At 63.1% G+C, this 26,390-nt stretch carries 29 protein-coding genes; 11 read left to right on the top strand and 18 right to left on the bottom strand.

The genetic code is table 11. The features are described 5' to 3' along the window. Window positions 1–69 precede the first annotated feature (69 nt). Window positions 70–309 carry a cell division protein CrgA gene (locus AB0O89_RS05030; protein ID WP_363494780.1) on the top strand — a complete coding sequence of 80 codons (240 nt, stop codon included), beginning with the start codon at window positions 70–72 and terminating at the stop codon, window positions 307–309. A 72-nt stretch (window positions 310–381) separates the two neighbouring features. On the opposite strand, the gene AB0O89_RS05025 is transcribed toward AB0O89_RS05030, so the two are convergent. Together AB0O89_RS05025 and AB0O89_RS05020 are read right to left on the bottom strand one after the other, a co-directional pair. Next, complete coding sequence (locus AB0O89_RS05025) at window positions 382–1,245, bottom strand: rhomboid family intramembrane serine protease (protein WP_363494778.1); 864 nt, start codon at window positions 1,243–1,245, stop codon at window positions 382–384. Window positions 1,246–1,263: 18 nt separating this feature from the next. Next, window positions 1,264–1,836, bottom strand: a complete 573-nt coding sequence (locus AB0O89_RS05020; protein ID WP_363494776.1) for a peptidylprolyl isomerase — start codon at window positions 1,834–1,836, stop codon at window positions 1,264–1,266. Between the two features lie 94 nt (window positions 1,837–1,930). Between AB0O89_RS05020 and AB0O89_RS05015 the strand changes: the two genes are divergently transcribed. Beyond that, complete coding sequence (locus AB0O89_RS05015) at window positions 1,931–2,515, top strand: DNA helicase (RefSeq protein ID WP_363494774.1); 585 nt, start codon at window positions 1,931–1,933, stop codon at window positions 2,513–2,515. Between the two features lie 63 nt (window positions 2,516–2,578). Here AB0O89_RS05015 and AB0O89_RS05010 read toward each other — a convergent pair whose 3' ends face one another. The 4 genes from AB0O89_RS05010 to AB0O89_RS04995 all read right to left on the bottom strand — a co-directional run bounded on the left by AB0O89_RS05010 (window position 2,579) and on the right by AB0O89_RS04995 (window position 6,582). Beyond that, on the bottom strand, window positions 2,579–3,016 hold the full coding sequence (locus AB0O89_RS05010; protein WP_363494772.1) for an NUDIX hydrolase: 438 nt from the start codon (window positions 3,014–3,016) through the stop codon (window positions 2,579–2,581). Between the two features lie 4 nt (window positions 3,017–3,020). Then, entirely contained in the window at window positions 3,021–4,376 is a 1,356-nt protein-coding gene (locus AB0O89_RS05005) for an NtaA/DmoA family FMN-dependent monooxygenase (protein WP_363494770.1), read from the bottom strand. A gap of 274 nt (window positions 4,377–4,650) precedes the next feature. Next, a complete protein-coding gene (locus AB0O89_RS05000; RefSeq protein ID WP_363494768.1) occupies window positions 4,651–5,280 on the bottom strand; it encodes a DUF4276 family protein in 630 nt (209 codons plus the stop codon). A gap of 6 nt (window positions 5,281–5,286) precedes the next feature. Next, window positions 5,287–6,582 carry an AAA family ATPase gene (locus tag AB0O89_RS04995; protein WP_363494766.1) on the bottom strand — a complete coding sequence of 432 codons (1,296 nt, stop codon included), beginning with the start codon at window positions 6,580–6,582 and terminating at the stop codon, window positions 5,287–5,289. Between the two features lie 400 nt (window positions 6,583–6,982). Here AB0O89_RS04995 and AB0O89_RS04990 point away from each other — a divergent pair, with 400 nt between their 5' ends. Next, entirely contained in the window at window positions 6,983–7,270 is a 288-nt protein-coding gene (locus AB0O89_RS04990) for a sigma factor-like helix-turn-helix DNA-binding protein (RefSeq protein WP_363494764.1), read from the top strand. Window positions 7,271–7,548: 278 nt separating this feature from the next. Here AB0O89_RS04990 and AB0O89_RS04985 read toward each other — a convergent pair whose 3' ends face one another. From AB0O89_RS04985 to AB0O89_RS04970, 4 genes are all read right to left on the bottom strand, one after another. Beyond that, a complete protein-coding gene (locus tag AB0O89_RS04985) occupies window positions 7,549–8,124 on the bottom strand; it encodes a hypothetical protein (protein WP_363494762.1) in 576 nt (191 codons plus the stop codon). A gap of 27 nt (window positions 8,125–8,151) precedes the next feature. After that, window positions 8,152–8,472 carry a hypothetical protein gene (locus AB0O89_RS04980; RefSeq protein WP_363494760.1) on the bottom strand — a complete coding sequence of 107 codons (321 nt, stop codon included), beginning with the start codon at window positions 8,470–8,472 and terminating at the stop codon, window positions 8,152–8,154. A 30-nt stretch (window positions 8,473–8,502) separates the two neighbouring features. Next, window positions 8,503–11,367, bottom strand: coding sequence for a hypothetical protein (locus AB0O89_RS04975; RefSeq protein ID WP_363494758.1), 2,865 nt, complete (start codon window positions 11,365–11,367; stop codon window positions 8,503–8,505). Window positions 11,368–11,490: 123 nt separating this feature from the next. Next, window positions 11,491–12,225, bottom strand: a complete 735-nt coding sequence (locus AB0O89_RS04970; RefSeq protein ID WP_363494756.1) for a hypothetical protein — start codon at window positions 12,223–12,225, stop codon at window positions 11,491–11,493. A 517-nt stretch (window positions 12,226–12,742) separates the two neighbouring features. Between AB0O89_RS04970 and AB0O89_RS04965 the strand changes: the two genes are divergently transcribed. Further along, entirely contained in the window at window positions 12,743–12,964 is a 222-nt protein-coding gene (locus AB0O89_RS04965) for a hypothetical protein (RefSeq protein ID WP_363494754.1), read from the top strand. Between the two features lie 94 nt (window positions 12,965–13,058). Continuing rightward, entirely contained in the window at window positions 13,059–13,316 is a 258-nt protein-coding gene (locus AB0O89_RS04960) for a hypothetical protein (protein WP_363494752.1), read from the top strand. A gap of 658 nt (window positions 13,317–13,974) precedes the next feature. Here the strand turns inward: AB0O89_RS04960 and AB0O89_RS04955 are convergent. Both AB0O89_RS04955 and AB0O89_RS04950 read right to left on the bottom strand, forming a co-directional pair. After that, complete coding sequence (locus AB0O89_RS04955) at window positions 13,975–14,379, bottom strand: hypothetical protein (RefSeq protein ID WP_363494750.1); 405 nt, start codon at window positions 14,377–14,379, stop codon at window positions 13,975–13,977. Then, window positions 14,376–14,603 carry a hypothetical protein gene (locus tag AB0O89_RS04950; protein ID WP_363494748.1) on the bottom strand — a complete coding sequence of 76 codons (228 nt, stop codon included), beginning with the start codon at window positions 14,601–14,603 and terminating at the stop codon, window positions 14,376–14,378. The genes AB0O89_RS04955 and AB0O89_RS04950 overlap by 4 nt, the downstream gene beginning before the upstream one ends. Before the next feature lie 85 nt (window positions 14,604–14,688). Between AB0O89_RS04950 and AB0O89_RS04945 the strand changes: the two genes are divergently transcribed. The 4 genes from AB0O89_RS04945 (at window position 14,689) to dnaE (ending at window position 19,208) form a co-directional block, all read left to right on the top strand. Further along, window positions 14,689–14,973, top strand: coding sequence for a helix-turn-helix transcriptional regulator (locus tag AB0O89_RS04945; protein WP_363494746.1), 285 nt, complete (start codon window positions 14,689–14,691; stop codon window positions 14,971–14,973). Window positions 14,974–14,982: 9 nt separating this feature from the next. Further along, on the top strand, window positions 14,983–15,648 hold the full coding sequence (locus AB0O89_RS04940) for an SOS response-associated peptidase (protein ID WP_363494744.1): 666 nt from the start codon (window positions 14,983–14,985) through the stop codon (window positions 15,646–15,648). A 62-nt stretch (window positions 15,649–15,710) separates the two neighbouring features. Next, window positions 15,711–15,989: a hypothetical protein gene (locus AB0O89_RS04935; RefSeq protein WP_363494742.1), complete on the top strand. Its 279-nt coding sequence runs from the start codon at window positions 15,711–15,713 to the stop codon at window positions 15,987–15,989. Between the two features lie 3 nt (window positions 15,990–15,992). Continuing rightward, window positions 15,993–19,208, top strand: a complete 3,216-nt coding sequence (gene dnaE, locus AB0O89_RS04930) for a DNA polymerase III subunit alpha (protein WP_363494740.1) — start codon at window positions 15,993–15,995, stop codon at window positions 19,206–19,208. A gap of 135 nt (window positions 19,209–19,343) precedes the next feature. Here the strand turns inward: dnaE and AB0O89_RS04925 are convergent, their stop codons facing one another. Further along, on the bottom strand, window positions 19,344–19,811 hold the full coding sequence (locus AB0O89_RS04925; protein ID WP_363494738.1) for a hypothetical protein: 468 nt from the start codon (window positions 19,809–19,811) through the stop codon (window positions 19,344–19,346). Continuing rightward, the gene (locus AB0O89_RS04920) at window positions 19,795–20,442 is read right to left on the bottom strand and encodes a hypothetical protein (RefSeq protein WP_363494736.1); all 648 of its coding nucleotides are present in this window, start codon (window positions 20,440–20,442) and stop codon (window positions 19,795–19,797) included. The genes AB0O89_RS04925 and AB0O89_RS04920 overlap by 17 nt, the downstream gene beginning before the upstream one ends. A gap of 121 nt (window positions 20,443–20,563) precedes the next feature. Between AB0O89_RS04920 and AB0O89_RS04915 the strand changes: the two genes are divergently transcribed. Beyond that, a complete protein-coding gene (locus AB0O89_RS04915; RefSeq protein ID WP_363494734.1) occupies window positions 20,564–20,920 on the top strand; it encodes a hypothetical protein in 357 nt (118 codons plus the stop codon). Between the two features lie 56 nt (window positions 20,921–20,976). On the opposite strand, the gene AB0O89_RS04910 is transcribed toward AB0O89_RS04915, so the two are convergent. The 4 genes from AB0O89_RS04910 to AB0O89_RS04895 form a co-directional block, all read right to left on the bottom strand. After that, the gene (locus AB0O89_RS04910) at window positions 20,977–21,735 is read right to left on the bottom strand and encodes a hypothetical protein (protein WP_363494732.1); all 759 of its coding nucleotides are present in this window, start codon (window positions 21,733–21,735) and stop codon (window positions 20,977–20,979) included. Next, window positions 21,735–23,081, bottom strand: a complete 1,347-nt coding sequence (locus AB0O89_RS04905) for a phage tail tip lysozyme (protein ID WP_363494730.1) — start codon at window positions 23,079–23,081, stop codon at window positions 21,735–21,737. Before AB0O89_RS04905 ends, AB0O89_RS04910 begins: the two co-directional genes overlap by 1 nt. Continuing rightward, window positions 23,081–25,468 carry a hypothetical protein gene (locus AB0O89_RS04900; protein WP_363494728.1) on the bottom strand — a complete coding sequence of 796 codons (2,388 nt, stop codon included), beginning with the start codon at window positions 25,466–25,468 and terminating at the stop codon, window positions 23,081–23,083. The genes AB0O89_RS04905 and AB0O89_RS04900 overlap by 1 nt, the downstream gene beginning before the upstream one ends. Window positions 25,469–25,622: 154 nt before the next feature. Beyond that, the gene (locus AB0O89_RS04895) at window positions 25,623–25,778 is read right to left on the bottom strand and encodes a hypothetical protein (RefSeq protein WP_363494726.1); all 156 of its coding nucleotides are present in this window, start codon (window positions 25,776–25,778) and stop codon (window positions 25,623–25,625) included. A gap of 213 nt (window positions 25,779–25,991) precedes the next feature. Between AB0O89_RS04895 and AB0O89_RS04890 the strand changes: the two genes are divergently transcribed. Further along, entirely contained in the window at window positions 25,992–26,318 is a 327-nt protein-coding gene (locus AB0O89_RS04890; RefSeq protein ID WP_363494724.1) for a hypothetical protein, read from the top strand. The last annotated feature ends 72 nt before the right edge of the window (window positions 26,319–26,390 follow it).

Here is a 26,390-nt window from a genome sequence, read left to right as displayed (position 1 = left end):
GGCGTCATGCATCTCGGGCGATTCTATTCGTCTCCTGCTGGAGGAGCCCTGGCAGTTAGACTTGTGCGCATGGCACGCCAGAGCAACGACGACGACCCGATCGTCGAGAGCAGCAGCGCGGATTCCGCACCGAACCCTGTCTGGTTCAAGCCGGTCATGATCGGGCTCATGCTGCTCGGCCTGGTCTGGGTTCTCGTCTTCTACATCAGCGGCATGCAGTTCCCGATTCCCGGGATCAGCGCCTGGAACCTCGTGATCGGTTTCGGCATCGCCTTTGTCGGCTTCCTCATGACCACGCGCTGGCGCTAGCCGTACGGATCGGTCCTTACCGAATTACACGGCTGTGATTCATCCCCAGGTGTGGATGAATCTGTGGATGGATTACACGTAGAACACGGCAGGGATGGCCAGCAGGGCCAACAGCCCGATGCCGATCGCGATGAGAAGTCCGATCTGCAGGGGTTGCCGAGCCCGCGTTCGGGTGCGGGCGAAAACGAGACCGATGAGTGCTCCGACAACGAGACCGCCAACGTGCGCCTGCCACGCGATGTTGTAGTCGGGTATGAACCCGATCACGAGGTTGATGCCGAGCACGATCAGGATGCCGGTGATGTTCGCCCCGATGTGACGGCCGATCACGAGCAGAGCACCGAGGAGTCCGAACACCGCGCCCGAGGCTCCGACCACCGAGATCCCGGGGGCAATCAACGCGACGCCTACCGATCCGCCGAGGCCAGAGAGCAGGTAGAGCGCGACGAATCTGCCATGGCCGAGCAGCGGCTCCAGCGACCGCCCGATCATCCAGAGCGCGAGCATGTTCAACCCGACGTGGAAGAAGCTCGAGTGCAGGAAGACAGCCGTGAGCAACCGCCATGGCTCGAAGGCGATGGATGGGATCACGTAGGCGCTGTTGAAGGCGAACATGCCTTCAAGCGCGGGGATGAATAGCTGCAGAACAAAGACCGCCGCCGTGATCGCGATGATGGTGTAGGTCGCGGTAGGACGCTGGGTGCCGACCGACATCGGCGCCCGCGACCAGCGACGTTCGGCCTTCTTCTGCGCGCTTGACTGCGTCGCGCGTTGCTCTCGCATGCACTCCGGGCAGATGACCCCGACCGCGGCCTGGGTCTGGCACTCCGGACAGATGGTGCGCATGCAGCGCTGACACAGCACGAAGCTCTGCCGGTCAGGATGCCGGTAGCAGAAGTTGTCCCGATTGCTGCGGAACGCGTCGGAAGTCGTCACGGCAGACGCCGCCCCCCGTCAGACCGAAGCGATGTCGATCGACGAAATGACGACAGGATCGATCGGGCGATCGCCCGGGCCGGTGGCGACGGCGCTGATCCCGTCGACGACACGGCGGGAGTCCTCATCCGCGACCTCACCGAAGATCGTGTGCTTGCCCTGCAACCACTCGGGACCGCGGCCGCCCTGACCGGGGACCGTGATGAAGAACTGAGAGCCGTTCGTCCCCTCGGGCTGGCCGGTGATTGCGTTGCGGCGCAGGCCCGCGTTGGCCATCGCAAGTTTGTAGGGCTCGGTGAAGGTGAGCTCGGGGCTGATCTCGTCGTTGAAGTTGTATCCCGGGCCGCCCGTGCCGACGCCCAGCGGGTCGCCGCCCTGAATCATGAAGCCTTCGATGATGCGGTGGAAGATGACATCCGTGTAGAGCGCGCCCTCGCCCGGCTTGCCGGTGGCCGGGTGGGTCCACTCGCGGCTTCCGTCGGAGAGACCGACGAAGTTCTGGACCGTGCGCGGGGCCTGGTCCCCGAAGAGGTTGACGACAATGTCGCCGTGGTTGGTGTGGATCGTGGCGACCGCGGTGTGCTGAGGCATGCGGCCATTCTTTCAGAGTTCGCCGTGAACACTTCCCGTCTGCGGCTCACATGGCAAGATGGGAAGACCACGTCGACACGACAGGGAGGGCCCCGTGAGCCTCAGCCGCAAGCGCAAGAAGGAACTCCGCAAGCTCCAGAAGCACGCGAACGACATTTGGGAGTCGCAGCAGGTGCTGGTCGGCGAAGCCGCTGACATCGCCCGGGAAGCCGGTCGGCAGCTGGGTAACTACGGCCGCGAGCAGGTCGTTCCCCAGGTCCAGGAGGCTTACGGTCGCTACGCCCAGCCGTATGTGCAGCGCGGACTCGCCTCATCCAAGTCGTTCCTGACCAACCGCGCCATCCCCGCGACCGGAGCCGTCGTCGGTTCCGCGCTCTCGGCCTGGGACGCGGCGAACGAGACGCGCGCGAAGCTCGCCGCGGGCCGCGGACTGTCGGCGCCCGACGCCAAGAAGTACGCGAAGCTCGCCGATAAGTACGGCAAGGATGTCTCGAAGAAGCTGTCCAAGAAGCTTTCGGCGCTCGAGCCCCAGAAGCAGGGAATCGGTGCCGGTGGCGTCTTCGCCATCATCCTCGGTGTGATCGCCGCAGCCGGTGTGCTCTACGCCGCGTGGCAGACGCTGCGGGCTGACGATGAGCTGTGGGTTGCCGACGACCCGCTGCGCGCTCCCGACGCCTGATCCAGATCGGCTTTCACTGCGGCGCTCGGCTTCCGGGCGCCGCAGTCGTTTGTGCTGACGCTCTCAGCGCGTGAAGGATCCGAGTCCCGCCATCCGCAGGCCGATGTTCACGAGACTGACCCGCTTGAGCCTGCGCACCTGCGTCAGCGGAAACCATTCCGCGCGATCGGTCGTGCCGTCGGTTTCGTTGCGCAGCTCGCCGCCGGTGACGTGGGCGCGGTAGACGATGCGCAGTGCCTGCAACGGCAGGTCGGATCCGGCCACCAGGCGCCGGTGGGCGGGAATCACCCGCGAATGGATGCCGAGAAGTTCGTCCAGCGCAACACGGTAGCCGGTCTCTTCCTGAACTTCGCGCCGGGCTGCGGCATCCGGGCTCTCACCCGGCTCGAGACCACCGCCGGGAAGGGTCCATCCCGATGCGCCGCCCTCGTTCCAGTGCGCGAGCAGCATGCGCCGGTCGTCGTCGATGACGATCGAGTACGCCGCGACCCGCAGATCCATGGATTCACGATACGGGAGCTGCCGGCTGCGTCTCCTGCATGCGGGACCGGAACGTCGCATCGGCGCGGTGCGGCGCGAGCCGCCCCCGCTCACGCAGGATCGGTAGGACGAGGTCTCCGAACGCCGCAACGTCCCGCGTTCCGAAGACCGGCTCGATGAGGAATCCGTCGAGTCCGGTGCGGGCAGCGAGCTCCTCAACGCCGTCCGCGACCTGGGTCGGGTCTCCGACAAGCCGGAAGCCCCGCGTGCCGCGCCCCCGCAGCTCGTCCAGGATTTCTCGGACCGTCGGGGCGGGCCTGTCGGCGCTGCCCAGGAATCGCTCGATGTTGCTGGTACCCATCTGTCCGATGGGTCCACCGGCATCGAGAACCTGGTGCAGGGTCTGGTCGGGATCCAGGGTCCGTAGGTCGATGCCGGTGTTTCCCGCGTAGAGGGTCGCGACCACATCGTCGGTCTGCATCCTGTCGAATTCGTCGGCGAGCTCCCGTGCCTCGGCGGAGGTCTCGGCAACGATGGTGGTAAGCCCCGCCATCGTCACGAGCGGAGTGGTTCGCCCCGCTTCGCCCGCGCGACGATGCAGGTCGGAGACCGCGGATGCCGTGTGGCTCGGTGTGGTCGCCTGCACGAAGACGCACTCGGCGTGCCGGGCAGCAAAGGCCCTACCGGCCGGGGATGTTCCAGCCTGAAAGAGCAGCGGCGTGCGCTGGGGGGTGGGCGGGGCGCCGTAGTATCCGCGGGAGCGATAGTGGTCACCGTCGTAGACCACGCGATGGATGCCGGACCGCTGCGCGTACACTCCGGACTCCCGATCGGCGACAAGCGCATCGTCACTCCAGGCATCCTCCCAGTACCGCCGCGCGAGCGAGACATACTCCTCGGCCATCGCGTATCGGGTGTCGTGCGCGACCATCTCGTCGTGGCCGAAGAGTTCGGCTACCGCGTTCTGCGATGCGCCGGTGACGATGTTCCAGCCGATCCTCCCGCCCGAGATCGCATCGAGCGTCGAGAAGCGACGGGCAAGTTGCACGGGGTGGTCAATGCCGGTGGTCGCGGTGACGACGAATCCAAGGTCTGATGTCTCACGCATGAGCACGGGCAGGAGCGTCGCCGGGTCGTAGCCCGAGAAGTTGATGCCGTGCGCGACGGCATCCGCGCTGATGTCATCGCCGACGATCGGGTAACCGTACCCGTCGGCGAAGAAGAGGAAGTCGAAGCCGGTGGCATCCATCACCTTCGCAAGGCGCACCCAGCGCTCGGGGTCGGCGAAGTCGATCGAGTCGCTGAGCGGATGCGGCCAGCTGAGCGTGCCACCCACTTGCGGGCCGTACACCTCGAAGACCCCAAACCGCAGCGCAGACACGTTCGCTCCCTTCGCCGCGCACGCGCGTGCCGCGGTGACGCAACGCTACGCGCCAGCTGTTTCACGCACATGACGCCCATCGCGACCGCGAAGCGCGAGCCTCGTCGGGACGAGGGGAAAGTCGGAGCAGCTTCGTTACGCCGTCAGCAACCCAAGAGCGAAGGTCAACGTTGTGCTCACTTCACCGCTATCGAGGCGGCCGAGCCCATTACCGCCAACAGCTCGGCGCGCGCATACCGAGTTGCTGACGGTCTCCGCTGCGCCGAGGCTACTTCTACGGCGCCGCAACAGCCGTCCTGCACTGGTGCAGGTAGTCCACGTGGCCGAGAATGTGGAGCAGGTGCCGAAAGCTGCGACTGTGTCGAGCCGCAGCCATGAGGTCAAGCCGATTCGCAATCTTTTGACCATCGTCGATCTTGTCGTATTGCTTCCCCCTCGCCGCCTTCTTCAGGAGGTCAAGTGCCTTCACCATGTCTGCCTTGTCAGGCTCGACCTGCCTAACCAGCGCATCTGATACCTCATACCGGGCACGTTGCTTGCGTAGCGCATCCAGGTCGGCGATGAGCCAGTTCTCGAAAGTGCGATCCTTGTAGACGACCTCGATGCGAAACAATCCAGGAGAGAGACTGTCTAGTTGCGACTTCAGCGCACGAGCCAATTCTCCCGGGGTTCTGGCCTGCTGCTCCCGATCAATTACGAGTACAAACAGATCAACCTTCCTCGCGTGAGCCTGGCGCAGCAACGGCTCACAAGCCTTGGCTATGCCCTTCACGGCGCCGTCCGGCTGACACGTGACGTGGGCGATCCTCGGTGCCAGTGCTCCGTTCTTGGTGGGCAAGGATGTGAACAGCGTCTTGAACGCTGAGAACTCGCCCATGCCCTCTGTGACGATCATGGTCTTCATCAACGCTCACCCAAGTCCGCGCGGCAAAGCCTGAGTAACAGCGCCGCTGTCGAGAAGCTCGAAGACCGTGATTTCGCCGTCGATCACTTGCTGCGCGACCTCAGGATCCATCGAAGCAACCTGTGCGATACTGCTCCGTCCCTGCTCCATCCACATCAAGTTCACGGATTCGGGCGGCACAGCGGTGAGCAGAACCGGGGAGTGGCTTGTTAGCAATATCTGCCTAGGCGAATCCTGACAGAGCTGGAGCAGCTGTCGGAGTATCCAAGGGTGCAGCGCGTTCTCGAGTTCCTCGATCACCAGTATCGATGCTCGCGGGTCGAAGATCGCCACGAGAAGCGCGAACGCCTGGATTGTGCCATCTGAGACCTCCGCGGAGTTCCAGGGTCGCCCAACTCCTCGCTCACGAAACTGGACCGCGAGGCGCCTGTCTTCGGTGTACGCGATCGAGATCTCTTCAAGTGTGGGGATGATGGTCCGCATAGCCGATTCGACGCTAGCCCATGCATCCCCGTCGTTTCGTCGAAGGAAGTCGGCCGCTCCAGGAAGGTTGTCACCATGCAACTCCAACTGAGCGCGCGGAGAAGCGACGCCCGGTAGTCGCGAAGTGTGGGGCGACAACTGGAAGACTCGTATAGACGACAAGAAGCGTGCAACCTGCCAGAACACGTCGATGAAGAGGGCGCGGCCGAAAATCAGATCACTTGGCGCCGGTTTCATCTCAGCGAGAATTTCGTCTCGCTCGTAAACATAAAGAAGATCGTCAAGAAACTCAGAGAGATCTTCCGCATGGCTCTGTCGCTCGACGACTATTCCACCGCCCCTCTGCCGCCTTATTGCGGCGAGCGGAACCCCGTCCAGAGTCGCCACTGACAGCCATTCCTGCGTGACCTCGAAATCAGCGGTGAGCTTCTGAGAAACCGCACGGAACGAGAAGTCATGACGCACGATCACGCTCGGAAGCTGCTGGCGCTTCTTTTCCCCCTTTCGGCCCCTGTCTCTCAATGTGGTGTACCGCAGTCCCTCCTCCACCTCTCTGGCCTCAACTTCGACCTCGACCGTAAGTCGAATCGGGCGTCGCGCGCGCCGGGTTCGTCGGTGGGCGAGGTTCTCGTAGCCGCCCCCGTGGCTCACGGCGAGTTCCAGTCCGTGAAGATAGGCGTTGCTGATGAAGACCAAGCCGTCAACGAGGTTGCTCTTGCCTGAACCGTTGGCACCGGTAATGACAGTCAGATCCGCGAGATCGGCAGTGAAGTCGTAAAGTGACTTGAACGCCTCGAAGTGAACTGATCTGATCCTCACTGGGCGACCTCATCTCACCGATAGACGCTTTGTTCGGGCTTCTTCGCCCGAAGACGGGACCAAGTCGGTCGCCGCGCCCAGATTATCCCGAATGCAAGCGTTCACTGATAGAGATCGCGGAGGTGCTTGCTTGACTGAGACAGCTGCACGCTCTCCGCTCTGCCCCACTTGCTACAACTAACATCGGGCCGTCGCGAAAGCTACCAACCCGCGATAAGCGACCCAGGAGGAGCGAAAAAACGTGGAACTCTCCCAGGATTACTCAAACCTTTGGTCGACGCTCCTGGACAGGAGCCGATGGGGCTCCGGGAATGCCAGTACCCCGGCAAACACTGCCCCAAATTATAACCTGAAGCAAGGAAGCCGTCAACAGCAAAAGCGGCTCTCATCTGGGGAAATAGTGACGCTGGTAGCCAGGTACGAGGCTGGGGCCACCGTCTACGAGCTGGCCGAGGCGTTCGGAATCCACCGACACACGGTCGCCCAACGGCTTCGAGAAGCAGGCGTCAAGCTGCGGCGAACCGCCCCCACAGACGACGAGATCACCGAGATGGTTCAGCGATACGAGTCCGGGCAGTCCCTCGCCAGGATCGCTGAAACTATCGGCGGCACGACGGCCAACACGGTCAAGCGATGCCTGCTCGAGCGAGGCGTGGCAATCCGGCCGAGGCCGGGCTGGAGTCGGTAGCCGGAGACGTAAGCAGCCCCGCCCTGTTGTCTCGAGGGCGGGGCTGCTCTCCTCAGAATCGGCTCCTGCGACGAACACATATAAGGTGCGATTCGGTGAATCAGCGTTCGTCGTCAGGAGCTGAGCCTGCGGATGGAAGTCACGGCGTCATGGCGAGGGTGAGGGCGTCCACAAATGTGCGTCCGAGCGTATAGCTCGAATGGTCGACGCCCGTCTCCCTTGTTCCCCATTCTGAGCGACCAGGTCGAGCATGCCAAGACGTAGAAATTACAACGCCCCTACCCGAGCCGGAGTGTCCGGACGATGCGGTCAAGCAGGCGTCCTGGTTGACGCTCTGTGAGGTCTTGGCTGTAAGGAACCCAGGCAACAAGGGTGTGCATGATGTCGTACGGAACGTCCAAGGCGGGGTCGCCTTCGAACTCCGCGAAGGTCGCTGGCGGGATGTTCAAGACCTGAAACATGCCGAAGCGAGCCTTCGGAACGAGGGCAATCTGGACTGGCGTTCGCAGATCGATATCACGGAGATACCAGCACTTGAAGTCGCTCAAGGTCAGCTCATGTACTCGTTCGAGCGGTGACCCCTCTATCGAGATACGAATCACGCCGTGCGTCAGCGTGTACTCCCAGGTGCGTGGCTTCGAGGCGGTGCTGATGAGCAAGGCCACCGCGGCAAGCACGACGACGACGGAACTCGAATACCACCAAGGCCCGAGCAGAGCGAAGAGGTACGCGAGCAGGATGGTCAGCCAGACGACGGCGACGTACCACCACCACGGGCGGCGGTGTCGGGGCTCGGTCGCACTCCAGGAGATGGCTCTGGCGGACTTCGGCTTCTTGACGGGTGACTTGGGCATGGGGTGGTTCCTCCTCTCGAGGCTCGGTTACTTCTGGCTCCCCTCGTCGGGGGCCTGGTGGTTGATGAAGACGGTGTTCGGGGCCGCGGGCACACCACGCGACTGGAGCTGGCGGAGGGCTTCCTCTGGCGACGGCTCACCGAAGCGATGCTCGGCATGGCTCGGACGCACGCTTGGGACAGCGGCCGGTTCCTTCAGCTGGGCTGGGGCCGGAGTGCCACCGACGACTCCTGCCTTCTGGAGCTTGGCGAGCGTGCGAAGAGCAGCCGCCTGGGCCTGACGGTCGATGCTGTGTTCGACGTAGTCCGATGAGTTGTTGTGCCAGAAGCCGTACTGGTCTTGATACATGGGGGCGTCCTCCTTTCCCTTCCCTTGGCGTTAGTACATCGATGGCGGCGTCGTCGATCCTGTGCCGTCGCGGATCTGGACGATGACGTCCTGCTTGTCGCCGCTCAGGCCGTTACGCAGCTTGTCGTCGGCGATGACGTTCGTCGCAAGTGCAACTCCGGCAGGCGACGTCATCAGATGAGGAGTGGCATGCATGAGCGAGCCCTTGGTTTGTCCAGCCATCTGCTCAGCCGACATGCCGGTCCAGGTACTCGCGTTGCGGGTGTGGGTTTCGAGTCGACCGCCCTGGGAAGCCCAGGCTGCGATGTCGGCTGCCTTGTTGCGGGTATCACCATGATTCGACTGGATGTTGGAGCGGATGGACTGCAGAGCCTTCTCCGATGCCACGGCCGCCTGTCGTTGCTGTGGCGTTGCTCCAGGACCCGAGCCTGCGGCGATGCGGTCCTGGTGGTGAGCGATGGTTCGACGCACCGTGTCGATGCCAGCACCGCCCTGCGAGAACAGCACGTTCTGAGCGGCTCGGGCCTGGACACTGTCGCCGCTGTCGATGGCCTGCCAGAAGCTTCTTTCCGCAGCAGCCGGGTTGCTGAGCTGCTCGTTGCGGATGACCTGCTCAGCGTCGCCGATGGCCTCCGAGTCGGCCTTCGCGGACGCGGCCGCACCCATCGCGGTCATGCGGCTGCCGTACCCACCCGTGATGGCGTCGACGGCACCGGAGCGATTGATTCGCTTGTTGACACCGGAGCGAAGGTTCCTAGCCCAGTTGAGCGGGTTGCGATTCGACCCAGCAAAGACACCGGCCGCAATCTCTGCATCACGTCGGCCTTTGAGTCCAGCCCGGAATTTGCCGAGGTTCGAGTTCTTGTACGCCGCGACACCACGCTTGGCACCGCCCTGAGCCAGCGAACTGCTCTTGTTCCCTGCCTGCTGGATCATGACTCCGATCTTGCCGACGCCGTCGAGTGAGCCCTTGAGCAGCGGGATGATGGCGATGAGCGGCACGACCAGGATGAAGTAAGAAATGATCTGCCAGATAGTTCGGTACGGGTCGGGGTCGGCGGGGATGGTGGCGTAGATGACTCGGCTGGCGAGGATGCAAGCCCCATAGAGCAGACCGATGAGTGGGAAGAGCATCAGCAGGCTCGTGAACATCTGCCGCCACTTCTTGAACAGCCCTTCCGTGTTCGGGAGTATCTGTGCTGCGAAAGCGACTGGGGCAGACACGATGAGCAACACCACCAGTGCCTGACGGACGATCAGCAGGACGAAGATCGTCAGGAGCGAGACGATGGCTCCGAGGATGGCGAGCATCGCCGCACCGAGGTTGAGCCAGAGCAGCCCGGCACCACCCAGCACGATAGCTATCCAGCCCGCGGCGTTGCCGCCCTGGTCCTTCATCGGCCCCGTGGTGCTGCTGGCATCGAGTACCTGCCCTCCAACGTTGGCGAGGAGTGTCTTGAGGCCGTAGCCGAGGATGTTCGACAGGTCGACGACGATGGCACAGATCCAGAACGAGGCGTTGATGAGTATCGCCATGACGACCAGACGCGGAAGCATTCGCTTCACGCCGTAGTTCTGGATGCCCAGACCGGTGATTTGGCTGAAGACGATGGCGATGAAGCCGATGACCAATAGGACGTTGGCGATGGTCCGCATGATGCCCCAGGACTTGTAGACCCCACCGCTCGGGTCCAGCAGACTCGCGTTGATAGACAAGAACTGGTCCGCCAGGAAGCCGTAAGCACCATCGGCGATCTTGGCCCCGGTCGTGAGGATCGGGCACAGAATCCAGCCGGTGCCATCGATGTCGCAAGAGGTAGCGAGGTCGTCATCGACGGGCGTAGTGGTTCCGGTACCCGTCTCAACGTCGCTACCCCCGTCCTCCTTGTGGTCACCAATCCACTTCTTCATGGCGGCGGCCTTGGAGTTGAGTCCGGCGATGAGGTCGTTGCAGGAGTAGACGATGCTCGTCCTAGGTCGGTAGCCGTAGAGCGTCTCCTTGACGGGGTCGTCTATGGAGCTGCTGCCGTAGCCGTAGTAGGTCGACTCAGATACGAGGTAGGCGTAGCCGTGTTGCTCAACCTCGCCCGTGTCCGTGTCGACGATGTTCACCTTCGTGTACTTGAGAGTCCCGACGGTACCGCCACCGCTGATGTAGATCTCGGACGTGGCGGCGTTCTGCTCCTGCTCCTCGTCAACGAGTTGCTTGTAGCTGGCGTTGCCTCCGAGGTCCGGGTAGACCCCTAGGTCTTTGGCCATGCACTTCCCGCCCTTGCGGGTGAAGGCCTCGAGGAAGCTGACGTAGGTGGCGGCATCGGACAGACCCGGCTCGTTGCCTCCGTAGTAGCCGTCCTTGATGAGCGACTCGAACTTGTTCTTCCGTTCGTCGCCGTTCGAGGTGCCGTGCCACTTGGCCTTGCCGCCCTCGAGCTTGTAGACGTAACCCATGTCGTTCAGGAACTGCTCGTAGTCGTCGCCGTACCCAAAGAATTTCAGTGCGTCTTGAGCCACCTGGGCACAGGTGGATTCCTTGGCCCCCGGGTAGACGTGTGGTTCGCCGTTGATCCAGAAAGTGTCGTTGTTGAACCACGAGCTTGGCGGAGTCTGGCCGTCGACGTCGAGCGAGGACTCGATGTCGCCGTACATGCGGTCCTGGATACATCCGCTCAGAGCAAGGTAGAGAGCCCGCCCCTTCACTTCCGAGGTTGGGTTCATGCTCGTGCATTTCGCCGCACGCTTCGGAGCGGCCGACTGCCAGGTGCCGCCGTTGTCGGCACAAGCACTGGACCACTCGCTGGTTGCCAGAGCGTCGGCCCGCGAGCTGGAGATGCCAACGACTCCGACCGCTACCAGCACGGCGAAGACCGCCAGCAGAGCGACTGGCGGACGAAACAAGTGAAGGCAGTTCCGAAGAACTGCCTTCACCGAGTCAGATATGTGAGCTAGTAGTGGACTTGGTTGTCGATACTGCATTTGCTAAAGCAATTTTAGCATAAGCAGATTATCTAGAGAAGTAGATTAGTTCCAGCCGTTGAGTACCCAGCGGTCACCTTCGGGAATCCAAGTGACGGCGGTCGTATCGACATACCCATCGAGCTTGGCCACGTTCGGGTTGTCGGGGTCGCCCTTGTAGTGGGTGACGGCGTCGATCAGGATTACTACCTTTTCGTCGCTTTGCGTGATGACCTCAAACGCGTCGACGGTCTGGCTCCGCTCAAGGACGTCCTGCCCGCCATTCCAACTGGCATAGTCTCCGAGGGCGTTGTTGACATTGTTCTCGTAGATGCCGTTGATGGCCGAGTCATCACGCCAACCCGCCTTGAACTGGGCGTCGTAGTAGAGATCAATCTGAGCCTTCGCGACCTTCTCCTCGAACTCGTTCTCGAGGAGGTAGGCGTCGGAGTACTCAGCGGTGTAGATATCGCCCGCGAGGTGGGTTGTCTCCATGGCGTTCATCCAGTCGTTCCACTTGGCGACGAACTCTTCAGGGGTGGCGTCAAGCGGGATGTCGAAAGCGTGAGGGTCTGCTTCAGCGGCGACCATCTCCTCGATGGTCGGCACGTCCTCGGTGACCTCTGGGCCCGGCGTCGTGGTCTCGACGGCGGCCGGGGTCGTGGCAGTCGGTTCACTGCCCTCTGGGGCACAACCAGCCAGAGCCAGTCCGGCGATGGCCAGGACGGAGGCGGTCTTCCAGCCCTCTCGCTTGAGGCGTTCGCTGAAAGTTGCTGGTGCTGTGGTTTCGTTTCGTTCCATGGAGGTTGGGTCTCCTTGCCGCGGTGCGGCGTGAAGTTGATGGGTGCAGCCCGTCCGGCGTCGCTGGACGACGCACTCCCCAGGTCGGGGTGTTCAGCATCTTGCCATATACAGGAGGCCGCTTAGGTATGACATCGCGAACGCACGGGCGACACACGCCCCCAGTTGGGGCGGTGCCGCGTCTCGACGACGGGCCGGCCAGCTCGAGCCCCGACCGGGGCTCTACGGCGATGTGATGCGGATGGGCCTACCGAGAGCCTCAGATTGGTATCTCGATAATGCTCGAATTATATCACAATTATCGCAATTGGTCAATATAATTGCCGTCAAGCTATTGACAATAGCTACCATATATGACATTATGAACATATGCCAAGTGGCGATACTCATATCGCAGCCTTGGCAGCATAAGTCGGCAGGCCGACCCCCTCTTGAATAGTTACTCGAGAGCGGCTCGGCCCGTCGACTTCCCGGCGGTCCCCGTAGCCCCGGTAGGGCAACTTCGAAAGGAGCCCTCGTGGGCAACTGGAGCGAACCAATGGGTGGAGCCGACGCGGACGGCAACGAGCTGACCGTCTCGTTCGGCAGCGGCCCGGCGGAGGGGCACACCCTCCTCGGCGACGGGGACCGGAGCATGTCGAACTTCTTCGACTCCGCGAACCACGACCACTACGGGTCGGGCAACGGCCCGCACGACAACGGCACCAGCCGCGACCAGTACACCGGCCTCGGCCACTGACCGAAGGTCGCCGTCTTGATGGAACGTTAAGCCATCCATCCCGAGCATGATGTAAAACTGCTCACTTATTTTTGAAATGATTTATAATTAGGTAATGAATATATCGAGAGAGGAACAGAAGGAATTCGCAAGGGCGGCGTTGTCCATCCTTGACCATGACTCGTCCCCCGACGTCATTAGCTCATTGAACAAGACCGTCTCACTCCTGGTCTCGTGGGTCGGCGAAGAGAACAGCATTGCCGTGAACCTGTCGGAGTACATCGGCGAACTCAATCACATCGCCCAGGATGGCAAGGACAGCGGTTGGAAAGACGAGTTCAAGCGGATTCTCGAGGCCGACCTGGGGATCTAGGTTCCCTTGCTCTCGGAGTGACGACTACCTTCCAGGCGGCAAACCTCGGAGCTAGTTGAAAGTGGCCTCAGTCCAGCTCCTCCGCTTGTCCGTAGTTCGCCCGCGAGGCTCCAAGCTGTGTGCAATCTCCGGGGCTTCGCTATTCGGGTTACCTCTCAAGACGACAGAAAACGCCTCGAGCCTTCGCAGCCGTGACAGTGGCCGCCAGCTCTGGACCAGTACCTCCGCCCAGAATCGACTTGGTGCAACGACCCGGTCAGGGAGCCTGCCCAAGAGGGTTTGGCCAGGCAGCAACGTAACCGTCTGTGCATCAAGCTGCTCCCCATCGAGCCAGATCAGACCGCATCCCCACACGCCCCCGTCAGTCGCATTGGCGTAGATGCCCTCTACGACAACCGTCGCTCGTCCGATGTTGGCGATGCGAATCTCCCAGACCGCCGGACCCTCCATACTGGCGACTATCTCTACTTCCGTCGGCCTATCCCGCCAGTCTTCCGGCAACAGGCTTGCCCGTGTGCGGACTGTCCAGAGTGCCAAGAGGGTGTCCGGGTACGCCTCACGGACGAAGAGGATTATCGAGATAACTGCAGAGAGAATGCCCAGTGCCAACGAAATGAGGCTCAGGGGGAAGGCCGCGATATCCATCTAGCTTTCCGAGCTAGGAGGCGGTGGCAGACAGGTGGTCGGCGAGATCCACCACCACAGAGTCTTCAAGGAAGGTCGCCGCGTAGTCATCGAAGAGACCGAACTCGGCAGTCGATTTGTGCAGATGGCCTCCGAGTTGATTGAACTGGGACCACACGACCTCAAGCAGCTGATCCGGATCGCGTGGATTCCAAGCAAAGACGAGTGCAGCCCCAAGGTCACCCTCGTAGCCGATCAGCAAAGACTCGAACCCGGGCGAGGAGGCAAAACCGTCTGCCGCAATCGCACGCAAAACGAAGGGAGAAACGGTCGCAACCTCCTCGATGATTTTGCCGATACCGAATGGGCCAGCCAGCACGACGGCCGTGGCCGTTGACGCCAACATCGCGTCGGCCCGAGCGTTCAAGTCGACGGTCATAGTGCCCTGTCTCCAGGACGCCAGTCATCCTCGCTGGAGCGGGTATTCAGGCTCGGGTGGTCTCGTTTGAGCTGGGCGATCTCGCCTTGCACTCGCTGGATCGTCTTCCATGCGTAGTCCTTGTCGATCTGGTCCGGGTAGTCATGCCACTTCCGCGTGTGTTCCCGAACGGCTCGCCGCTGCCCTTCGAGTTCGGCCCTTGCTCGTGCCGTGTTGTCGGCCATGCCACCACCCCGTCATCGTTCGATCGACTCAGCCTGCCATATACGGGAGGCCGCTCGCATCTGCCAGATTGCGGACGCTGGGGAGATGGCAAAGCGACGACCCACGGGCGACTGGGACGCCCTGGCGACGACGCTGGGCACAAACATCCAACGGGTGCGGGTCGAGCGTGGGCTCAGCCAGGAGCAGGTCGCTTACGCCGCGGGACTCAGCCGCTACACGTTCCAGAAGTTCGAGAAGGGCGAGTCGATGCCGGGCACTCCGGCGAACCCGTCGCTGCGGAACATCCTCGCCATCGCCCAGGTGCTTGAGGTCGACATCGACTCCCTACTCCCCGACCCGCTCCCAGATCTGCGAGCCGGACGACCGTAGTCTCAACCCATGTGCGGCCGCTACGTCACACCACGTCTGGAGGGCATCGAGCCCCTCTTCGAGGTCGATGTCATTGGCGAGGATCTGCCCGAGCAGAACTGGAACACCAAGCCGACCAACCTCGTGCCGGTCGTGGTGCAGACCGAGAAGGACGGGCGTCGGCTCGAGGCAGCTCGCTGGTCGCTGATTCCCACCTGGGCGAAGGAGCCGCCGAAGTACCCGACCTTCAACGCTCGTGCCGAGGAGGCTGCTGGCAAGGCGACGTGGAAGGCCAGCGTCAAGTCGAAGCGGTGTCTGGTGCCTGCTCAGGGGTACTACGAGTGGCTGACCGAGGGGAAGGTCAAGACGCCGTTCTTCATCTCGGACCCGGAGGCTCAGATGCTGGCCTTCGCCGGGCTCTACTCCTGGTGGCGTGCCTCGGAAGCCGACCCCTGGCTCCTGACCACCACCATCCTGACCAGAGCTGCCGTTGGCGGAGTAGCCCGCATCCACGACCGCACCCCGGTGACGTTGCCGGGCTCGGCATGGGCGGAATGGCTCGATCCGCAGACGGCCGGAGACCAGTCGCTGCTCGACTGGGCGGTGGCCGAGGCGACCCCGGTAGCAGAGCGGCTGGATGCCTACGAGGTGGCACCGCTCAGGGGCGATGGTCCGGAGCTGACTCTCCCGGTCTAGCTGGATGTCGGTCGGTCGGCGTAGGCTCACCCTCTCGAAGATACGTTCGATAGGAGTAGGGCATGCCGGAGCATCACGACGACCCCATCACGGTCGTCGTGGATGAGGATGGCCAGCCTTCGTCGTTCGTCTGGAATCGCTTCGAGTACTTCGTGACTGGCGTGCCGCAGCGTTTCTACCGACGTCGCGGAACCTGGTGGCGACAGCCTCGTCTGATCGACCGGCTCGACTTGGAACTCTGGCGGGTCGAGGCAGCGATGCTCGGAGACCAGGCACGCTCATTCGACCTGCGTCGTGACGCCGAGCCGGAGGCGTGGTTCCTAGAGCTGGCGTGGGAGTAGCCGGTGTTCACGCATCTCCACGTCGCCAGCTCCTACTCGATGCACCACGGAGTCTCCGACCCCGAGGTGCTGGTCGAGGTGGCTGCCGAGCAAGGTGCCACCGCCTTGGCCCTGACAGACCGAGATGGTCTCTACGGTGCGGTCAAGCATGTTCGAGCCTGCGTGCGGTTCGGTATCGCCCCGATTCTCGGTGCCGACCTCGACCTTGGCGAACATGGTCGGGTCACGGTGCTGGCTCGCTCTGGCGGCGGGTACGGCGAGCTGTGCCGGGTGGTATCGGCGGCACGCTCGAGCCAGCTGGATCGCACCGTGCTTGCCGGTAAGGAGAAGCTGGTGGTGCTGGTCGGGCCGGAGTCCGATGTCGGCAGGCTGGTGGCCGCACGGGAGATCTCAGAGGCACGCCGGGCACTGGAGGCCTGGCGTGCTGCCGTTCCGGCGTCGAGTCTGCGGGTCGAGGTGGTCTGCCATCTGGCCGAGCCGGGGCAACCGGAGTCGGTGACCACTGCCAGCCGGATGCTGGGGATGGCGGAGGCCCTGGGCATCCCTGCGGTACTCACCAACGCCGTCCGCTACTCGTCTCATCGGGAGGCGGCCACCGCCGACGTCGCCGATGCCGTCTCGGCCTTGAGTCCGCTCGACGTGCTGGAGCTGCCACTCACCGCCCAGGCCTGGCTGAAGCCGGAAGCTCAGATGCGGCAGGTTGCCCGGATGGTGGTCGACGTCGGAGACCATCCTCGTTCGGCGGTGCAAGAGCTGCTGGCCGAGACGGAGCGTCTGGCGGAGGCTTGTGCCCTCGATGCCGAGGCGGATCTCGGGATGAACCGGCCGCACATGCCGGAGCCGAGCGTGCTGGGGATCGGCTCGACCGAACCGCTGCAGGCCCTCTGGGAGCAGGCTCGGGCGGGCATCAACCGCCGCTACGGAGGCCTCGGCCGGGGGCGGTTCGAGCTGGCGGAGCGTCGGCTGGCTCACGAGATGCAGACGGTCGAGCAGCTTGGCTTCGCCCCGTACTTCCTGACCGTCTCGCGGGTGGCTCGCATCATCCGGGAGATGGGCATCCGCGTCCAAGCCCGCGGCTCTGGCGTTGGCTCGGTGCTGAACTATGCCCTCGACACGTCGGGTGTCGACCCGCTCAACGAGGGGCTGCTCTGGGAGAGACACCTATCGACGGAACGCTCCACCCTGCCGGACGTCGACATCGACGTGGAATCGGCTCGGCGGCACGACGTCTACTTCCGACTGTTCGAAGAGTTCGGGGCTGAACGCCTGACCCTGATGTCGATGGTCTCCACCTACGGCTCCCGTGGTGCGGTGCGAGATGCCGGGCTGGCCCTCGGGATGGAGCCGGACCAGATCGACTCCATCGCCAAGAGCTTCTGGCGGTTCTCGGCCAGGCGGATTCGGCAGGCTCTAGCCGAGAAGCCCGAGCTTCGCGATCTGGCCGAGGCGGTGCGTTCCTCGGAGCAGCTCGACCTCCTGATGGATGTCACCGAACGCCTCGACGGCCTGCCCCGGCACGTCTCGATGCACCCCTGTGGGGTCATCATCTCGGACGCCTCACTGCTGGACCGAACCCCGGTCGAGATGAGCGGCATCGGGCTGCCGATGAGCCAGTTCGACAAGCACGACATGGACCCGATGGGTCTCAGCAAGTTCGACATCCTCGGCGTGCGGATGCAGTCCGCCATGGCACACGCCGTGACCGAGATCGCCCGCACCACCGGCCAGCACATCGACCTCGACGCCGTCCCCAGAGACGACCCGGCCGTCTACGAGATGCTCCGCACCACCGAGAGCCTCGGCGTCTTCCAAGTCGAGAGCCCTGGGCAGATGCAGTTGCTCGGCAAGCTCCAGCCGGAGAAGTTCGACGACCTCACCCTGGAGATCTCGCTCTTCCGGCCGGGTGCCATGAAGAACGACATGGTGAACAACTACCTGGCCCGCCGCCACGGCGAGATGGACGTCCAATACGCCCACCCCAAGCTGGAGCCGATACTGCGGCAGACCCGGGGCGTCTTCGTCTACCACGAGCAAGTCATGCTGGCCATCGACCTGCTCACCGGCTGCGGGCTGGGGCGTGCCGACGAGATTCGCCGCCGACTCGCCGATCCCGAGCAGCTCCCCGGCATCGAGCTATGGGTGCGAGGGCAAGCCACCACGCGAGGCGTGCCCGGGACGGTCATGGACCGGCTCTGGCCGAGCATCGAAGGGTTCGGCAGCTTCGGATTCTGCAAGGCCCACGGTGCCGCCTTCGCCCTGCCGACCTACCAGTCCGCCTGGCTCAAGACGCACTACCCGGCCCACCACCTGGCCGGGCTCCTTACCCACCAGCCGGGCATGTGGGGCCAAGACGTCATCGCCGCCGAAGCTCGGCGACTCGGCATCCGGCTGCTGCCCGTCGACGTCCAGAAGAGCGGCCTCGACTTCCGCATCGAGCAGGCCGGCCCCTACGACACCCAAGCTTCCATCCGTGTCGCCCTGACCGAGCTGGTGGGCATCTCCGAGGCCGAACGAAGCCGGATAGTCGAGCATCAGCCGTTCAGCTCACTGGCCGACTTCCGCACCCGTGTGCGGCCGAGACAGGCGACGCTCGAGACGCTGGCGAAGGTCGGAGCGTTGGACGCCTTCATCGGCTACCAGCCCAAACGACGGCACGAGCTACTGGCCCACATCCGCTCGCTGAAGACCAAGCCCGAGCGAGTCGCCTCGACCCAGCTCTCCTGGGACTTCGAACTGGAAGTGCCACGACTCGAGGGAGCCGTGGCCGAAGACCTCCGAGGGCGAACCCAGACCGACCTGGAGCTGCAGACGATGGGCATGAGTACCGAGGGCCACCGGATGCAACGCTTCCACCAGCTCTTCCGAGAGCTGGGCGTCACACCATCCAGCAAACTCCTCGAGCTGCGAGGCGGAAGTGAGGTTCTCGTGGCCGGGGTGCGTCGAGCCACCAACACCCCGCCGATGAGATCTGGCAGGAGAACCGTGTTCGTGACGCTCGACGACGGCACCGGACTCTGCCACGTCGTCTTCTTCGATGACGCCCAAGAAGCAGTGGGAGCCAAGGCCTTCCGCACGCAGTACCTGCTGGTGCGGGGCAAGACGCAACGAGCCGGAGCGAAGACCGTATCCGTGATTGGCGAGATGGCCTGGGACCTGCTGGAGGTAGTTGCGGAGGTGGGTCAGAGGGAGGCTGCCAAGGAGGCGGCGATCGCGAGATGAGTCGCTCCAGGGGCTGTCGCTACTGGCGATGTCGCAGCTTCAGCCGGTCAGATGCGACTCCGGCCGCGATTTGTAGTTGAGCAAATTAGTTGTTCAGCCCTGGCGGGACGGACCCGGTCGGTTCCAGCTCCACCCCTACCGACCCAGGTTTCGCTTCGTTACCGGCTCAGCCTTCGGAAGGTCGGCATCGACAGCTCGGCCCGGGATCGATCGCCAGAGGGCACCGTTCTCGATGCTGAATTCGATAGTGGCCACCACTCCGGCCGGGACTTCACCGAGTTCAAAGATGTGAGTCTTGCCTGCATCGAGCGACGACAACACGAAGACGCGAGGGAACTTGTCCTCTCCCGCCCAGGTCACCTGAACACCGGTGATGGGCTTGTCGCGAAGGTTTCGGATGGCGAGCCTGCCGGTCGGCTCGACCCAGCTACGCACCGCCTCTCGAGCGGTGGCATCCTCGTCCCTGAGCTTCCTCCGAACGTCACGCCGCCCGGCGATAACGTTCCAGGCCGTGAATCCAGCGGAGGTGAACGCCACCGCTGCCGCGATGATCGAGATGACCACCGCGATGTTCCATGTCCAGAATTCAGCCTGCTGAGCCACGAGCCACTCTCCCGAGCGGGATGGCACTGAGGGCATAGGAGATCTGGAACACCGCGTCGCGGTCGATGGCGGCGTTGATGCAGAGGATGAGCAACGAGTCGACTAGTTCGACCACTTGCTTGCACCGAGTGATCCGCGTGCTGTTGGCACCGAACTTGCTCGCCGTGCGTGCTTCCTTCGACACGGCCCGGAGAACGTCGGCCACGACGTCACTGCTGCGGAGCGGGTCCTGGTCGACGCGGGTCGTCCATCGCTTCGAGAGGTACTTCCGCTTCCGGTACTCGAGTGTTCGTTTCTTGACCGCCGGAGGCTGGATGTCGTAGGTCTTCAGCCCCTCGACCTCCTGCCTCCACAGGGTGCTTCCGAGCCCGGTTCGGCCGCTGACGAGTGTGTCGTGGACAGCCTTGACACCGACGAGCTGAGGCAGGCGTGTTTCGCGGCGTTGTGCCAGGGTGCCCGCGGCATCTCCAGCCAGGGAGTCGATGAGGGCGGTAGCCCCGAGCAGGTCAGAGTGGGCTTGGCTGAGAGCCTGTTTGGCGGCTTGGCCGTGCGGGCGAACACAATGTCCCTTGACGGCCTCGCGAAGCGTCTGCAACGCTTCGATCAGTCCGAGCAGCTGTGGCTCCGTCACTGGCAACACTCCCACCCTTCAATACCTGCAGCCTCTTGCCACAGCCCTTAGCATGTTGCCAAAACTACAACGACGTAGTTCGCACCGTCTTGGTAAAATAGTAGTTAGGACGGAATAATCCATGGAACCGGAGAGCAAGACAGAACGAAGAATCCCAATCGATGACGGCAATGTCATCGACTATTCCGTTCTGGCTCTCTCCGAGCTTCTGGAAGACCGCAGCACCCCTCCCGCGGAGCGTCGACAGTTCGACCACGCGATGCAGGCCCTTGCCGACCTGAGCCTGGCCATGTTCCGGCACCTCCCTCGCGGGGAGGCCCTGGCTTTGGAGATGGGCGAGGCTGATGCTCGAGTGTGTCTGAATGCTCTCAAGCGATACATCGCCATGGATCGCTTGCCAGACTTCCTTCGGCATGACGACGACCCGGACCGGCTCAGCCATCTAGCGGATGGTCTCGAAGCTCGCCTCGTCGCCTAACCAAGAATTGCGAGCCGGAAGCCCACGCTTCCGGCTCTCTTTGTTTCCGCCAGTGTCTACTCCACCCTCTCGCCGGTGTCGCTGTAGTTGTAGTGGATGTCGTAGTTGGCTGGGTCGACGCCTTGGGAGGAGATCCACTTGGTGACTTCGGCCTTGTAGAGCGTGATGGTCTGGCGGCGGGAGGCTTCGTCACCAGAGAGATCGATGTCGGGGATGGACAGCTTGACGTTGAGGCGGAGCTTGTCGCCACCTGCGGTGGAGTCGGCGTTGATCTGGTAGGTCAGGTTCTTGTACGGCAGGTGCGAGACCAGCGGGTCGAGGTCTTCGGATTCGGCGGCGTAGAGGTTCTTGCAGCCGAAGTCGCCGTAGATGAGTTGGTCGGTGTCGAGGCAGTTGACCAGCACTGGGTAGCCGGACGTCGTGACGCCGGTGTTCGGAGCCGCGTACTCGTACTGGATCTCGTAGGACTGCTTGATGGAGGCGATGTCGACGATGAAGCTGCCGGAGTAGCCGGTGCCTTTGCCGTCGAGGTAGGTCTGCTTGGCTGAGCCGTCTCGGATGGTGGCGTCGCGGATGTCGCTGGCTTCGGCGTCGCTGATGCCGTTGTAGCGGACCATCTTCAGCAAGGCGGCTTCGAAGCCGTCGAGGTAGTCGCTCGGCAGGTTGTTGACCTGCCCGCTGTAGCCGCCGATCTCGACGCCCTCGCCGTACTGGTTGTCCTCGCCTCGAGGCCAGAGCCAGATGACCAGCCCGATGAAGAGCAGCACCAGCAGGACGGCACCGGCGATGACGATTCGCTTGCGTGGGGCGTCCATCAGTAGAGATCTCCCGAGCGGTCTGGGTTGAGGTTGTTCTTGGCGTAGAGGTAGGTGTATTCCCCGTTGCTCCAGGCGTCGAGGTCGTACTCGCGGGCGGCGGTGAAGCTCGGGTTGCAGTAGGCGGCTTCTCCGACGATGACCTTGTTGCGGGCGGTGTCGACGCCGAGGACGATGCCGGTGTGGCCGCATGGCAGTCCGTCGTCGCAGATAGTGCTGCCCTTGCGGGTGCCGAAGATGGCGTAGGTCTGCGGGACGGTGCCGACCTCGGCGTCAGGGTTAACCTCTGAGAGGGCGTTGACGACCTTGCCGCCGTCCGCTCCTTGCCAGTTGAGCGTTGTGTACTTGCGGACGAAGTACGAGCTGAAGGTCACGCAGTTGTCGGTGAGCAGATAGCAGGCTCCAGAAAGGTATTGGGCGTCGTTGTTCGGGTCGCCGTCGTCGATCTGCAGGTAGGTCTGCATGAACGCCTTGGCCTGGTCGAGGGTCATGCCCCCATCGGTCGGGCCGCTGCCACCGCAGGAGCTGGTGACGTTGGTGCCGAGGGTCGCGAGCAAGGCCTCGGCACTCTCGCCTCGGGCGGTCGCGGTCGCTTTGATGTCGCCGGGATACTCGTAGAGGTAGGTCCAGGCGATGGCGACGTCGCTGGCGGTCGAGAGGGTCGCCAGGTAGTCGTAGAGCGTGGTGTCGGTGCCGAAGCTCTTGTCGAAGTCCCGCTGGTAGTCACCGCGTCGGATGTTGTTCGGGTTCAGGCCCTTGATGTGGTCCAGCAGGTAGTTCAGCTCCGAGAGGAGGAACTTGTCGTTGACCTCGGTCGGCACCCCGTCAGGAACGTAGCCGTTGGACGCGAAGACGCTGCCGCCGTAGTCGTTCTTGTAGTACTTGTCGAAGAGGTCGGCCCCGATGTCGTTGCGGACGTAGGCCGTGGCGTCACCGCGTTGGCCCGGGTCCCAGGTGAACTGGGCGATGCCCCAGCCACCATCCGGCCAGACCGGCTTGCCATCGGCGTGCGGCATCTCTTGCCGGAACGGACTGAAGCCGCTCTCGTGCTGGATGCTTCCCGCGATACCGGCAGCCTGCTGGGCTGTGAGCCCGGCGTCGGTCCAGAAGTTGTAGATCTTCGAGGCGTTGTCGTCGCCACGGAGGGCCTCGACGGTCGCCGCTGAGCTTGCTCCACGGGCTGAACAAGCCACGGCTCTCGGGTCGTAGAAGAGAATCTCGTTGCTCGAGTAGAAGCGTTCGTCGAACACCGCGAAGGCCGCGTTCGGGATCGCCACGTTGAGCAAGACCGCGATGAGTGCGGCGAAGATGCCGACCGCCCGGCGGCGGAGCGTCAGGGCCCGCATCAGGCGGCACTGCCTCCGTCGAGGGTCAGGATGATGTTGTAGTCGGCGGTGAAGACCTTGAAGTAGCTCAAGACGCTTTGGCTGAGGTCGGCTCCGGTGCCGAGGCAGTTCTTGCCGATGACCCAGTCGCGGTCGTCGCCGTTGTCCTCTTCCGTGCCCTGCTCGCCGTATGGCGTGGTGCGGAAGGCACAGTTGTCGAGGTACTTGGCGTAGAGGCTGTCCTTGACAGCGACGTCTTCGACCGGGGCGTCTTCCTCGGCATCGTCCTTGACGTAGCCGTTGTTGACCATCCAGTCGGCGACCTCGCCGGTGTCCATCGCCAGCTCGTCGCTGGAGAAGCCGTAGCGGAGGTTGCACATCACGTCGGCCTTGATGCCGAGATCCTCGTAGTCCTCGTCCTCGCAGATGTTGAACTGCTCAGCCAGTGCAGCTGCGTTGACCGTGTTGCCGGTCAAGGCCGAGGCGAAACTCCTCGGAATCATGCCTAGGAAGCGATCGACGAAGCTCCCGGAACCAACGATTGAAGCCGTGTTGCGGATCAGGGTGCCGACGAACGAGTACGGGTTGCTGACGTCGAACGGTGTCGCGGCGGCGAGCTGCGACTCGGCCTTGGCGATCTGGGCTTGGCCGTCTTCACGGGTCTGCATGTAGTCGGTCAGGTTGGCCGCGGTCGTTGGTGTGGCCCCAGTAGCCGAGGCGACTGCTCCGTAGACGCCGGAGGTGCCGGTGTACATCGCGGCCGACATGTCGGTGTAGCGAGCCAGCTCGTTGATGTCGACGTCCTCGGCCTGCTCCATGATCATCGACTCGAGGTAGCCCATCGCAAGGTCGGTGGCGATGGTTCCGGCCACGGCCTTGATGACGGTGCCAGCAAGGCCGATAGGCGTAAGGCCAACGGCGAAGCCAACGATGGCGGAGCCTGCTCGAACCAGCGGGTTCTGCACGATGCCACAGGCCTGGGTGTTACCGCCCAGCAGTGACTTCGCCGTTTGGTAGACGCTGTTGAGCATGCCCGCACCCGTGCCGCCGACCATGAAGCTCGACATCGAGGTGCTGAGGGATGATTTCTTCGGAACTTCGCCGAGTGCGGCCAGCTTCCACATTGAGCTGTCGGTAGCGGACTTGCCGTAGTTCGGGTTGGCAATCGGCTGGCCGACGCCGTCGATGCCGATGGTCTCCCGTGGGTCCGTCTCGGTCCACTTCGTGGCCGCGTAGCTGACTTCTTCCGGCTTGGCCTGCCCGGCCTTGATTGAGCTGGAGACACCGAGCATGGCCATCGCGAACTGCATCAGACGTTCGTTGCGGATGACCTTGGCCGACAAGCTCAGCATGCGAGTCGCCTGGTAGATGGAACATGCCGAGTCCGCCGTGCCGATGATGCCAATGCCCTTGACGGCACCGGCCAGGCCTTTGCTGGCGTTGACTTCAGTCTTGGCCTTCTCGAGGCTTGAGTTCTGCTTGTCGAGTTCCGCCTGGTCGTACTCGGTGACGGTGCCATCCGCGTTGGTAATGGAGTACTTGCCGGTCTCGTTGCCGTCGTCGTCGAGGACTGGCTTGGCATCAACGCCATTGATCTTCGGCGGTGCCTCGGCGTTGACCGCCTTGTTCAGGCTCTCATCGAGTTCCTCCTTCGTGGAGCCCTTGATCTTCTTGGTCTTGTTCAGGCCACGCTCTTTCAGAGCCTTCGAGGCACTCGGGGTGTTCAGGCTGTACCACTTGACGTTGAAGGACTTGTAGAGATCTCGCAGCACGGCCGGGTTGCCACGAACCGAACTCCAGACCTTGGCCGGGTCACGCACCTCGGTGCCGTCCGGGAACTGCAGCCCCTGGATGCGGTTGCGGAACCGCTTGTCGCACGTGCCGTAGCCGTCGCCACAGTCGACCTTGATCCCTGCCCGCTCGAGAGCCGTGATCTGGCGATGCCCCGCGGTCGAGAATCGGCAACGTACCGAGACCTTCTCGCCGCAGATCCCGGAGGTCATGCCCTGGATGCGGGTCTTCACGACGTGGACGTAGCGAGACTGCAGCCCGGACGTGATGTCGTCGAGGGAGGTCGAGAAGATGTTCTCGGCGTACATCGGCAGCATCGACGGGGTCAGCACGACAGCCCCGCCGGTCAGAACGAAGACGATGATCCCAACGATGGTGAAAGTCGGCCCGCGACGGAACCGGCCCTTGCCAGTGACCTTCTGCGGCTGGTTCGCCGGAGCGGTGACGTTGGTGACCCAGTTGCCTGCAGCCTGTTCGGCGTTGCTGATGTTGTCGGAGTCCGGCTGTTCCTCCATCGCGGGAGCCCCACCGGCTTGCTCAGCGGCGGCCAGCTTGGCTTCGGGGTCCTGGTAGGCACCCTTGCCTTCAGCGAACTTCTCGTCGATGTTCTTCGCCATCGACTACCTCGAAGCGGGCTGCCTACCGAATAGTCCGCAGCTCATTAGAGAAGTAATACCAGTATGAAATTCCCCGAACCCCATTACTGCGGTTGATTATGAGGCTTGAGCGAAATGATTGCAATAGGCCACGAGGCCTGCCCATAGGCGACCCCTACATGCCGAGGTAGATAGCCCCCATGAGGAGAACCACGATCAGCCAGATGCCGAGCAGGGCGTCGACTCGAATGAGATCCCGCTCTTCCAGAGCCAGATAGAGCCTCATGAGAAAGGACGGCGGAGTGCGATGGGTGGACGGCGACTTCGTCATAACTGCCCCTGACTGTGAAGCATAAGCGTCACAAAATCAACACTTTTATGAGGGGGGGGGGGGCGAACTTTTCAGGGGTGGCCTGCGTTGTCGAGGCGACAACGAGCGAGCTTCTTCCCCGTCTCCGCCGCTCCATCCGCGATGATGCCGATCGGCACGGCACTGTGTCTGTCCTGTGCCAGCCGACCGTGCCCGGCACAGAATGGATGACCCATGACCACGCAACGCCCCGAGTGGCTCACCGAGCAGTGCCCTGACTGGTGCGAGATCGACCATGCCGAGCAAGTGCTGCCCGGCGACCGTCTCCATGCCGAGTGTGGCATCACGGTGCCGGTCATCGCCGAATACACGACCAGGGGCCACGACGGCGAGCTGCTCCATCACGAGGAGCCTGCCTATATGACCGTTGGCCGCTACCGCCGAGTTGGCGAGCAGACCAGCTGGCTCTCTATCGGCGAGGACGAGCGACAGCACCTGGAGATCTCGCTCGAGAGTGCCCACCGCCTCGTCGGCGTCCTCCGCGACGAACTCGGCCTCTGATAAGACTCGGGGTGGCGACCCCTTCGCCACCCCGACATCTGGGGTCTTGCCTAGGCCACCAATCCGCACCTG

This window comes from Microbacterium sp. NPDC076895, assembly GCF_040687115.1.
GTDB lineage: Bacteria > Actinomycetota > Actinomycetes > Actinomycetales > Microbacteriaceae > Microbacterium.
This window is presented reverse-complemented; position numbering and strand designations above follow the sequence as displayed.